The sequence below is a fragment of the Sporichthyaceae bacterium genome (assembly GCA_036493475.1).
Classification (GTDB): Bacteria; Actinomycetota; Actinomycetes; order Sporichthyales; family Sporichthyaceae; genus DASQPJ01.
Map to the genome: position 1 here is coordinate 1 of DASXPS010000087.1, position 8,934 is coordinate 8,934.

The 8,934-nt window shown below is 69.1% G+C and carries 11 protein-coding genes; 4 read left to right on the top strand and 7 right to left on the bottom strand.

Annotation, left to right across the window (positions count from 1 at the left end; genetic code table 11):
• Positions 1-303, top strand: a 303-nt coding sequence (locus tag VGJ14_09545; protein ID HEY2832657.1) for a DNA topoisomerase IB, incomplete at its 5' end; no start/stop codon positions are given.
• Positions 304-353: 50 nt separating this feature from the next.
• Here the strand turns inward: VGJ14_09545 and VGJ14_09550 are convergent.
• From VGJ14_09550 to VGJ14_09575, 6 genes are read right to left on the bottom strand one after another with little or no spacing between them, the layout of a single operon-like run.
• Positions 354-1,832: an ornithine decarboxylase gene (locus VGJ14_09550; protein HEY2832658.1), complete on the bottom strand. Its 1,479-nt coding sequence runs from the start codon at positions 1,830-1,832 to the stop codon at positions 354-356.
• A gap of 55 nt (positions 1,833-1,887) precedes the next feature.
• Positions 1,888-2,376, bottom strand: coding sequence for a DUF6328 family protein (locus tag VGJ14_09555; GenBank protein HEY2832659.1), 489 nt, complete (start codon positions 2,374-2,376; stop codon positions 1,888-1,890).
• 2 nt (positions 2,377-2,378) lie between these two features.
• The gene (locus VGJ14_09560; GenBank protein HEY2832660.1) at positions 2,379-3,101 is read right to left on the bottom strand and encodes a DUF72 domain-containing protein; all 723 of its coding nucleotides are present in this window, start codon (positions 3,099-3,101) and stop codon (positions 2,379-2,381) included.
• On the bottom strand, positions 3,098-4,279 hold the full coding sequence (locus tag VGJ14_09565) for a zinc-dependent alcohol dehydrogenase (GenBank protein ID HEY2832661.1): 1,182 nt from the start codon (positions 4,277-4,279) through the stop codon (positions 3,098-3,100). Before VGJ14_09565 ends, VGJ14_09560 begins: the two co-directional genes overlap by 4 nt.
• Positions 4,276-5,340, bottom strand: coding sequence for an NAD-dependent epimerase/dehydratase family protein (locus VGJ14_09570; protein ID HEY2832662.1), 1,065 nt, complete (start codon positions 5,338-5,340; stop codon positions 4,276-4,278). The genes VGJ14_09565 and VGJ14_09570 overlap by 4 nt, the downstream gene beginning before the upstream one ends.
• A gap of 34 nt (positions 5,341-5,374) precedes the next feature.
• Positions 5,375-6,379, bottom strand: coding sequence for an iron-containing redox enzyme family protein (locus VGJ14_09575; protein ID HEY2832663.1), 1,005 nt, complete (start codon positions 6,377-6,379; stop codon positions 5,375-5,377).
• 109 nt (positions 6,380-6,488) lie between these two features.
• Here VGJ14_09575 and VGJ14_09580 point away from each other — a divergent pair, with 109 nt between their 5' ends.
• From VGJ14_09580 to VGJ14_09590, 3 genes are read left to right on the top strand one after another with little or no spacing between them, the layout of a single operon-like run.
• The gene (locus VGJ14_09580) at positions 6,489-7,139 is read left to right on the top strand and encodes a HemK2/MTQ2 family protein methyltransferase (GenBank protein ID HEY2832664.1); all 651 of its coding nucleotides are present in this window, start codon (positions 6,489-6,491) and stop codon (positions 7,137-7,139) included.
• Positions 7,132-7,350 (top strand): CDGSH iron-sulfur domain-containing protein, encoded by a 219-nt coding sequence (locus VGJ14_09585; GenBank protein ID HEY2832665.1) that lies wholly within the window; start codon positions 7,132-7,134, stop codon positions 7,348-7,350. Before VGJ14_09580 ends, VGJ14_09585 begins: the two co-directional genes overlap by 8 nt.
• Positions 7,350-7,847, top strand: coding sequence for a DUF1003 domain-containing protein (locus VGJ14_09590; GenBank protein HEY2832666.1), 498 nt, complete (start codon positions 7,350-7,352; stop codon positions 7,845-7,847). Before VGJ14_09585 ends, VGJ14_09590 begins: the two co-directional genes overlap by 1 nt.
• 4 nt (positions 7,848-7,851) lie before the next feature.
• On the opposite strand, the gene VGJ14_09595 is transcribed toward VGJ14_09590, so the two are convergent.
• On the bottom strand, positions 7,852-8,934 hold a 1,083-nt coding region (locus VGJ14_09595), incomplete at its 5' end, for a thiamine pyrophosphate-dependent enzyme (GenBank protein HEY2832667.1).

Genomic DNA, 8,934 nt, shown 5'->3' on the forward strand with positions numbered 1-8,934 from the left:
GCCACCGTGCTGGCGGCGGTGGGGCTGGCGGTGTCCACCCACGTGCCGGACAGCGCGGGCGCCCGCAAGCGCGCCGTGGCCCGCACCGTCCGCGAGGTCGCGGACTACTTGGGCAACACCCCGGCGGTGGCGCGCCGGTCCTACATCGACCCGCGGGTGATCCGCGGCTACGAGCAGGGCATCACGGTGGCCGCCGCCGTGGGCAAGTTGGGGCAGAGGGTGGTGCCCGGTGAGTTGGCCACCATCGGGCCGTTCGAGCAGGCGGTGGCCCGAATGCTCGTCAAGGTTGACTCCGCGGCCTGACGCTCACGTGGTCAGGCCGCGGGCGTGGCCTGACCGACACAGCAGGGGTACTACCGACGCGCCACGACGTGGAAGGTGTGCAGCTGCGGGTCCGCTGCGTCGGGAACGTACATGCCGGCCCGCACGCCCGCCGTCAGGTAGGCGACGCTCTCCGCATCGATCACCTCACCCGGCACCACCATGGGTACACCCGGAGGGTAGGGCGTGAGCATTTCCGCGGCGATCCGCCCCGGCGCCGCGGAAGCAGGCACATGCTCGGCGGCGGCAAAAAACGCCTCGCGCGGCAACATCGCCGGCTCCGCTTCGAAAGCGCCCGGCCCGGGCAACGGCACCTGCGGCGCGCGCGGTAGGCCGGGCGCCGCGTCGAGGAGCCGACGTAAGCCGTCGAGCAGCTTGCGTTCGGTGTCGTCGTCGTCCCCGGCGCTGATCTGCGCTCCGAGATGGCAGTAGTCGGCGGTACCCACATTGACCCGGCAGTTGTTCCGCAGCCACTCGGCCGCGACGTAGCCGGTGATACCGAGCGGTCGCACGTCGATGGTCAGCCGGGTTAGGTCCAGGTCGTGCGATCCGCAGTCGCCGTCGAGCACCTCACGGCCCATCAGATCCAGCCCCGGCAGCTGCGCGATCTGCTGCCGGATGCGCTTCGTGCGCTCCAGCACGCCCTGCCAGATGCGATGACCATCGCGGACCATGGAACGACGCCAACCGTCCAACGACGCGTACACCAGATTCGAGGAACTGGTGGTGCCGAGCAGATCCTCGCGCTGCTTCAACGCCTCGGGGTTCACCAGGTCGCCCTGCACATGGAACACCGAGCTCTGCTCCACGGCCGCGCCCATTTTGTGCACGCTGGTCACCACCAGGTCAGCGCCGGCATCCATGCCCCAGACCGGCAGCCCGTCGCTGAACGGGAAGTGGGCGCCCCACGCCTCGTCGACCAGTAGAGGCACACCGTGGCGGTGGCAGGCCTCGGCGACGCCCTTCAGGTCCGCGCAGGTGCCCCAATCGGTCGGGGTGATCATCAGCACCCCCTTGGCGTCGGGGTTGGCCTCCAGCGCAACCTGCACCTCCGCCGGTCCCGGTGGATGAGTCAGCGCCCAGCGCTCGTCGAACCGCGGGGGTATCCACACCGGACGCAGCCCGCCGACGACCAGGCCGCCGACGATGGACTTGTGCGCGTTGCGCGCGATCAGCAGGGTCTCCCCCGGGCCGGCCACCGAGATCATCGCGGTCTTGACCGACAACGAGCTACCGCAGGTGGAGAAGAACGCCTGCTCGGCGTGCACGGCAGCGGCCATCAATGCCTCGGCCTGCTTCAGCACACCGTGCGATTCCCGCCGATCATCCAAGCCGTTGAGGGCGAGGACGTCGTCCCGGAAAAGGTCCCAACCGAGGACCTGGAGGGTCTGTTCGTCCACCCCGCGCCCCTGCTTATGGCCCGGCGGCCCGTACACGACGTCACCGCGGCGGCGGAACGCCTCCAGTGCCTCCAGGATCGGAGCCTGCTCCTGGTCCAAAACTGCGCTCACTCGTCCTCCCGCTGCCAGTGGCCTGGCAGGGCACTACCCAGCGGAGCCCGAGCCATCAGTCCTCGAAGCCCGGCACCTCGTGCCGCACGGCCATCGGCCAGGCCCCCCAGACCAGTGCGAAGAGCAGCAACGAAACCCCGCCGACCACCCAGCCCGCGGTCCGGTTGAACACCACACTCACGATCAGCGTCATGGCCGCCGACACCGCGGTGGCCAACAGCGTCAGTCCGGCCAACACGCAGTGGTGGCCGCGCATCAACAATCGGTCCCGTTCCCGCCGGCGGAACAGCATGCGGTGCATGGCAACCGGCGCGATGAGGAACAGCGTGGACAGCGCGGCCAATCCGACCGCGGCGATGTACAGCCGGCGCTGGGTCTGGCTCAGCTCACCGAAACGTTGTTGGAAGGGGATGGTGAGCAAGAAGCCGGTGAGCACCTGCACGCCGGTCTGCATGACCCGCATTTCCTGCAGCAGTTCGGCCCACTGCCGATCGAACCGGGAGGTCTTCGACTCGGTGCGCTCGTAGTTGCCGTTCTCGCCCACGGTCAACCCCGCTGCAGCGCGCGGAAGACCTCCGCGTCCCGCACGGCGGCACCGCCGGGGTCGTTGTTGAAGTACACGTAGACGTCCTCGCCGTCGGCGAACGTCTGCTGGATTCGATGGAGCCAGGACTGCAGGGCCCGGCGGCCGTACCGCGGTCGGGGCCGGGCGCGGCCCTCGTGCAGCCGCAGGTAACCCCAGCCGGCGGTGCGCCACAGCGGGGTGAGCCGGCGGGATTGGCGATCCGCCCACACAGTGGCCGCGCCGTACTTCTCCAGGATTTTTCGGGTCTCGTCGGTCCACCAGGACGGATGACGGAACTCCACGGCCACCCTGATCCGATCCGGGAACTCCCGCAAGGTCCCGGTGAGCAGGTCGACGTCGGCGCGCAGGTTGGGGGGCAGCTGCAGCAGCACCGGGCCCAGGCGATCGCCCAGGCCCGATGCGCGCTGCAGCAGACGTTCCACCGGTTCGGCCGGATCCTTCAGCCGCTTGATGTGCGTCAGGTAGCGACTGGCCTTGACCGCCATCAGAAAGCCGGGCGGGGTGGCTTGCCGCCATTTGGAGAAGGTGGCCTGCTCGGGCAGCCGGTAGAACGTGTTGTTGTTCTCCACCGTGTCGAAATGCTGGGTGTACTCGGGCAGCCAACAGCGCTGCGGGCAACCCTGCGGGTACAGCACCCCGCGCCAGTCGCGGTACTGCCACCCTGAGGTGCCAAGGTGGATCACGGCTGGAGCACTACCTTGCGACAGTTGTCGAGCTTCTTCTGGAACATCTCATATCCGTGCGCGGCCTCGCTCAACGGCAGGTGGTGGGTGGCGAAGCTGTCCACCCCCAACGGGTCCGTGCTGTCCATCAGCAACGGCAGAATGTCGTCGATCCAGCGGCGCACGTGGCACTGCCCCATGCGGATGGTGATGCCGCGGTCGAACATGTCCATCATCGGCATCGGGTCGGCCTGGCCGCCGTACACGCCGGACAGGGACACCGTGCCACCGCGACGCACCGCGTGCACGGCGGTGAGCAGCGCGCCCATCCGGTCCACACCGAAGCGCTCCATCGCGGCCCGCGCCATTGCGTCGGGCAGGTGGGCGACCATTGCGTGCGCGGCCTTGCCGAGCGGCGACTTGGCCGCCTCCATGCCCACCGCGTCCACCACGGAGTCCGGGCCCCGGCCGTTGGTCATTTCGATCAACGCCTCGGCGACGTTGTTTACGCCGTTGACGTCCAACGCTTCTACGCCGGCGACCCGGGCGGCCGCGAGCCGGTCGGGTACCAGGTCCACCCCGATCACGCGGTAGCCCTTGTGCAGTGCCATCCGCGCGCACATGCCACCGATCGGTCCCAGTCCGAGCACGGCCACCGTGCCGTCCTTCGGCACATCGGCCCACTCCAGCGCCTGCCAGGCGGTGGGCAACACGTCGGACAGGAACAGGAACCGGTCGTCCGGGAGTTCGTGCGGCACCTTGATCGGGCCGAACTGGGCCTGAGGCACCCTCAGGTACTCGGCCTGCCCGCCGGGCACCGACCCGTACAGCGAGGTGTAGCCGAATAGCGAGGCGCCCTTACCGGTCTGCGAGTTCTGCGTGGTCTCGCACTGCGCGTACAACTGCCGGTCGCACATCCAGCAGTGGCCGCAGGAGATGTTGAACGGAATCACCACCCGATCGCCCGGTTTGATGTGGGTCACCCCGGAGCCCACCTCAGTCACGATGCCCATGGGCTCGTGCCCGAGCACGTCACCGGCTTTCAGGTACGGCCCGAGCGCCTCGTAGAGGTGCAGGTCGGAGCCGCAGATGGCGGTCGAGGTGATTTGCACGATGGCGTCGGTGGGCGCCTCGATGCGGGGATCGGGTACGTCGATCACCTCGACGGAATGACGGCCCTGCCAGGTCAATGCCTTCATGTGCGGTTCAGCACCTTTCCGTTGTGGTGCCGGCGATCGGCGTACGGCCCGCCCGGCGCCAACGCCGGGCTGGATCCGGATTCGCGGCCGGCCAGCGCCGTGATCAATTCGCTCGCGGTCAGCGTGGAACTGCGACGGGGTTGCCAATCCAGCTCGCGCAGAGCGCGGTCGCTGTCGATGAGCGGCGCCCGCATGGCCAGGTCGAACCAGCCGGGGGACACCGGCACCGCGTGTGCGGTGAAAAGCCCACGCACCACGGTCCGCACCAACGCCGGCGGCAGCTCCAGCGGTTTCGCCCCCACCAACGCCGCGAGGCCCGTGGTGTCCAACGGCTCGGCGGCCAGGTTGAACGCGCCGGCAATGCGCCGATCCAGGATGGCCACGATCGCGGCCGCCACATCGTCGGCGTGCACGAACTGCAGCGCCAAACCGCGCGGCACCGGCAACCGGCCGACCATCCCGGCCAGTTTGCGTCCGAGGCCGATGACGGGTGCCGGGGCCAGCGGGCCGATAAACAGCGCCGCGATCTCGGTCGCAGCGGTGGCCTGCGCGACCAACGTCGGGCGGATCCGGGTGACCACCGTCCCCGGATCGGCTTCCTCGAAGCGGTCCACGATCCGCTCGGCGGCCACCTTGTGCCGGCTGTACGCCGAGCTGTGGATGCCGGTGGTGGGCCAGTCCTCGGTAACCGGTCCGCGGCCGGGCGCGTAGGCGCCCAGTGACGAGGCGTGCACCACATGCCCGACCCCGGCCGACGCGGCCGCTGCCAGCACCGCGCGGGTGCCGTCCACGTTGACCGCGCGCATGGCCTCTTCGTTGCGTACCGGCTGGATGGCCCACGCCAGGTGCACCACGGCATCGACGCCGGTGAAGGCGCGGGACAGATCGGCGCGGGCACCGGGTTGGGACAGGTCGACACGGACCCATTCGGCCCGGTCATAGGGCGGGTCCGGGGCCGGGGGGCGACGGCACAGTGCGGTCACCTCCATGGGGGTATCACGCAGAGCGCGCAGCAGTGCTGTGCCGATGTTGCCCGAGGCGCCGACGACAGCCACCCTCATGACTTGATGCTCCTCGATAGTGGTTGACGACAGGTCAGATTGCTTGCCGCAGCGAACTGCGGCCGGATTGCCAGTGCTCCAGCAGGTGCTCGTCGAGCCGTTCCTCGAGCAGCAACGCGGCGCGAATGCCGAACACGATGTCGGCGGTCAGGTCGGGTTCGTCGGTGATCAGCGCGGCGATGGCCTCGCGCATCACCCGCTCGTGCACCGCATCCGCCACCACGTGCTCGGCGTAGAACCGTTGCGTGGCCGGACCGCAGTCGTGAGCCTGCAGTACCCGCAGCATGCGTTGTGAGCTGAGCGGTGAACTCAGCTCCACCAGGGCCAGTTGCCCGATCAGTGCCCCGCGCAGACGTCGATGCAGGCCACACCAGGACATGAGGTTGACCAGGGCGAGCATGGGCGCGGGCATCACGTCCAGGTAGGCGCCATAGCGAGGATCCAGCTCCAGGTCCGCCATCAGCTCGGCGAACAACAGGCTGTGGCTGCGGTTGGGATTCCCGCCGCCGTACTCGTCGAACTCGACGCCGGCCACCAGCGCCTTGGCCGCGCCACTGAGTCGGGGCAGCACGAACGCCTGCGGGTCGGCCTCCTTGAGGTGATACATCGACCGGTGCGCCACCAGCTCGCGCAGCCAGGCGCGGTTCGGGTGGTGCAGCAGATGGGCCGACGGCCCGGTGTTGCCGGGTGGCGCGGTCAACGCCTCCAGTTCATCGCGCAACGCCAGGGTGTCGGAGTGCGGGTCGACCAGGGCGCGCAGCGCGGTCTCGAAGCCCGCCTCGAGTTCGCGACGCAGGGTCAGAACGGCGGGTTCCCACTCCTTCTCCGGGGCCACCCCGGCGAAGCCTCGGTAGTGCAGCTCGTAGCAGACGTAGAGCGCGAGCTGCGCGTCCTCGCCGAGGGCATCGGGCGGCGCGCCAGGCGCCGCCGCGGGTTCATCACGCAACAGCGCGAACAACTCGGCCGAGGCCCGCCCACGGGCTGCGGGCAGTTGTGGGCTCCGGTCGACCCGGAGCGGGGCTTCGCGCACGACGCTCACCACATTCGAGGTACCCGCGCCCGCGGCATCCAATGCAGGAAGCAGGTGTGGCAATGCCGCAAAAGCGCCGGAGCATCGTCGTGCGGGCCCGGGGTAGACGGGGCTGGTGATGCTGCTTCGTTTGCCCGGTGTGTACTCCCCGGACGCTGATACCGAATTGTTGATCGACGCGATCACCGAGCACCCGCCGGCGCCCGGTGCTCGCGCGTTGGACGTCGGCACGGGCACCGGACGGGTGGCCCTTGCCCTGAAGAGCGTGGGCGCGTCGACTGTGGAGGCGATCGACATCAGCCTGCGCGCGGTGCTCGCCGCCCGATTGAACGCGGCCATGCATCGCCTGCCGATCCGGGTGCGTCGTGGGGACCTGTTGAGTCACGCCGACGGTCTGTTCGATCTGATCGTGGCAAACCCGCCGTACGTGCCGAGCGGTACCGAACGGCCCGGTGCGCACAGCCGAGCCCGGGCGTGGGACGCGGGCCACGACGGCCGATCGCTGCTCGACCGGCTGTGCGAGGCCGCGCCACGGCATCTGCGACCGAACGGTGCGGTGCTGCTGGTCCATTCCGCGTTGTGCGATCCGGACCGCACCGTCGCCGCGCTGACCGATAACGGGCTGCGCGCCGCGGTGATCCTCGAGCAGGAAATCCCGTTCGGGCCGGTACTGCGCTCGCGCGCCGAGTGGCTCGAACAGCAGGGCCTGGTGTCGCCGGGGCAGCGCACCGAGCGCATCGTCGTCGTGCGGGGCGAGAAGCATGGCTGAGCAGCGCGAGCGACCAGTGCGGGTGTGGGTCGACCCGGCAGGCCCCACCTACATCGAGGGCCCCGTCGAGCTGTGCCTCGACGGGGCCTCCTCCGCGCAGCTGGTGGATCGTTTCCGGGTGGCCATCTGCGCGTGCCGCCGGTCCGGGCGCTATCCGCTGTGTGACGGCAGTCACCGTCGGCTGACCGACACCTTCCACCCGGAGACCTGATGACGGATCAGGCAGAGCAACTCGCGCCGGTCGTACAGCGCAACATCAAGACGCTGTTCGATCGGCGCCGCGAGGACGAGGAGGCGCGCGCGGCGCACTACCGGCTCGCCGACGGCATCTCCGCCGGCATCGGCAGCATGCGGTTCGTCGTCGTGCAACTGGTCCTGGTGGTGGCCTGGGTGCTGGCCAATCGCGGGCTGGACTTCGACCGGCATTACGTCGGATTGTGCACAGTGGCCGCGGTGGAGAGCATTTTTCTGACCGCGTTCGTGCTGATCAGTCAGAACCGCATGCGCGCGCTGGCCAACGAGCGGGCAGAACTGGACGTCCAGGTGACCTTGTTGGCCGAGCACGAGATCACCCAGATTATGCGGGTGCTGGATGCCGTGGCCGAAAAGGTCGGTGTCCCCGCAGACATCCGCGAGGACACCGAGGAACTGATCGAGGAGGTCGAGCCCGAGCAGGTGCTCGAGGAGATCTCCCGTCGCGACGATTGAGCGGTCAGCCCTTGCCGGGCAGGAAGTCCTGCACCTTGGCCTTGATGCCCTGTCGGATGACATCCGCCCGGTCCGCGTCCCCGCGCACCACCGCCTCGATGGAGTGCTCGATCTGGTCCCAGGTGGCGTGCGGCGGGATCGGCGGCACCGCCGGATCGGTATGAAACTCGACCAGTGTCGGGCGGTCGGCGGCCAACGCCTCGTCCCAACTGTCGGCGACCTCCTCCGGCTTGGACACGCTGATCCCGTGCAGACCGAGACTGCGCGCATAGCCGGCGTAGGGGAAGTCCGGCAATGACTGCGAGGGCAGGAACTCCGGCGACCCCCCCATCGCGCGCAGCTCCCAGGTGACCTGGTTCAGATCGTTGTTGTGCAGCACCGCGATGACCAGCCGTGGGTCGGCCCAGTCCGGCCAGTACTTGGCGATGGTGATCAACTCGTTGATGCCGTTCATCTGCATGGCACCATCGCCGACGAACGCGAAAACGGGCCGGTCGGGGTGCGCGTACTTGGCGCCCACCGCATACGGCACGCCGCAGCCCATGGTGGCCAGCGTCCCGGACAGCGTGCCGCGCATGGTGCCGCGGATCTGCACGTGGCGGGCATACCAGTTGGTGGCCGAGCCGGAGTCCGCCGTCATCAACGCGTCGGCGGGCAATCGCGGGGAGAGTTCGTGGAAGACCAGTTCCGGGTTGAGCGGGTCCGCGGAGACCTTGGCGCGGCGTTCCATGACCTCCCACCACCGGCTCACGTTGCCCTCGATGTCGGCCCGCCACTGTGGGTCCGGGTTCGGCTTCAGCAACGGCAGCAGCGCGCGCAGCGTGGTAGCGGCGTCCCCGACGAGGTTGACCTCGAACGGGTAGCGCATGCCCACCATCGTGGGGTCGAGGTCGATCTGGACCCCACGGGCCTCGCCGAACGGGGGCAGGAACTGCGAGTACGGGAAGCTGGACCCGATCACCAGCAGCGTGTCGCAGCCCATCATCATCTCGTAGGAGGGACGGGTGCCGAGCAGTCCGATGGAGCCGGTCACCCAGGGCAGGGCATCGGGCAGCACGTCCTTGCCGAGCAGGGCCTTGGCCACCCC

What these genes read in the sequence shown, in the direction of transcription:
- VGJ14_09565 (HEY2832661.1), bottom strand. Translation starts at nt 4,279, where the DNA reads ATGAAGGCATTGACCTGGCAGGGCCGTCATTCCGTCGAGGTGATCGAC.
- VGJ14_09570 (HEY2832662.1), bottom strand. Translation starts at nt 5,340, where the DNA reads ATGAGGGTGGCTGTCGTCGGCGCCTCGGGCAACATCGGCACAGCACTG.
- VGJ14_09580 (HEY2832664.1), top strand. Translation starts at nt 6,489, where the DNA reads ATGCTGCTTCGTTTGCCCGGTGTGTACTCCCCGGACGCTGATACCGAA.
- VGJ14_09585 (HEY2832665.1), top strand. Translation starts at nt 7,132, where the DNA reads ATGGCTGAGCAGCGCGAGCGACCAGTGCGGGTGTGGGTCGACCCGGCA.
- VGJ14_09590 (HEY2832666.1), top strand. Translation starts at nt 7,350, where the DNA reads ATGACGGATCAGGCAGAGCAACTCGCGCCGGTCGTACAGCGCAACATC.